1 protein-coding gene is annotated in these 1127 nt (G+C 45.4%); it reads right to left on the bottom strand.

Features of this window, described 5'->3' with window-relative positions:
- Window positions 1-1127 (bottom strand): bifunctional diguanylate cyclase/phosphodiesterase (locus A3763_RS21350; protein WP_156495235.1); only part of this gene is annotated, 1127 nt, incomplete at both ends.

Raw genomic sequence — 1127 nt, 5'->3', positions numbered from 1 at the left:
ATCTTTTACGAACTGCTGGTTATTCATTAGAACGCCCTCGGTAATTTCAAACTCAAGTGTATGTCTGGCAACTTGATGGTCCTGAATAATTCTTTCGACTTGAGATATCAGGTCTGGATCTCGAAACTGCCGTGGCGACAGGTTAACCGCCATGCGAAAGTCTGCTTGGTATTGCTTTTGCCACTTTGATGCTTGAGATAGCGCCTGGTGCAATACAAATTGACCAATAGGAATGATCAACCCGGTTTCCTCTGCGATCGGAATAAACTCATCAGGAGGTACTTGTCCTAAGGTTTGGTTATTCCAGCGTAATAGTGCTTCGGCTCCAATAATTTTGTCAGTCTGAACATCGACTTGAGGCTGGTAGGCGAGCGAGAATTCATTTCGGTCTAAGGCACCATGGATTTGTTCTTCAAGCTGNAATCTTCGGGCGACTTGTTGGTTCATTTCCTCAGTGTAGAACGAGTAGGCGTTTCGCCCGAGAGACTTAGCGTGATACATGGCTGAGTCGGCATTTCTTAGCAAGTCGGTCGGAGTAGCACCGTCATGAGGGAAAAGAGCAATGCCAATGCTGGCAGTTAGCATCAGTTTACGACCTTCAATATCAAACGAGCTTCTGAATTGTTCTAATATGCGCTCAGCAGTTTTTTGCGCAGACTTCTCGTCATCTAGGCCGCCCAAAATTAAGATGAATTCATCGCCTCCCAAGCGGCCAACTGTATCGCCCGTTCGAAGTACTTCTGATAGGCGCTCTGCAGCAACCATCAATACTTCGTCACCCATGTCATGGCCAAGGGAGTCATTAACCTTTTTAAAATCGTCTAGATCAACGAACAGTAAGGCAACTTTGTTGTTTTGACGTTGGGCTTCACCAATGATGTGGGTGAGCCTATCCAAAGATAAAAGTCGATTGGGCAGGTCAGTCAGCGAGTCAAAATGCGCTTGGTGAAATATTTTTTCTTCTTGTGCTTTGCGTGTCGAGATATCTTCCTTGACGGCAAGATAGTGAATCACTTTCCCATACTCATCCTTTACTGGAGAGATGTGCCCATATTCCCAAAAGGTCTCGCCATTCTTTTTACGAATTTGTACTTCGCCTTCCCAGCTATGTTCTTTTTCAAGCGCTT

This window comes from Oleiphilus sp. HI0128 (genome assembly GCF_001635365.1).
The sequence above is the reverse complement of the archived record's forward strand: the minus strand, read 5'-3'. Positions and strand labels throughout refer to the sequence as shown.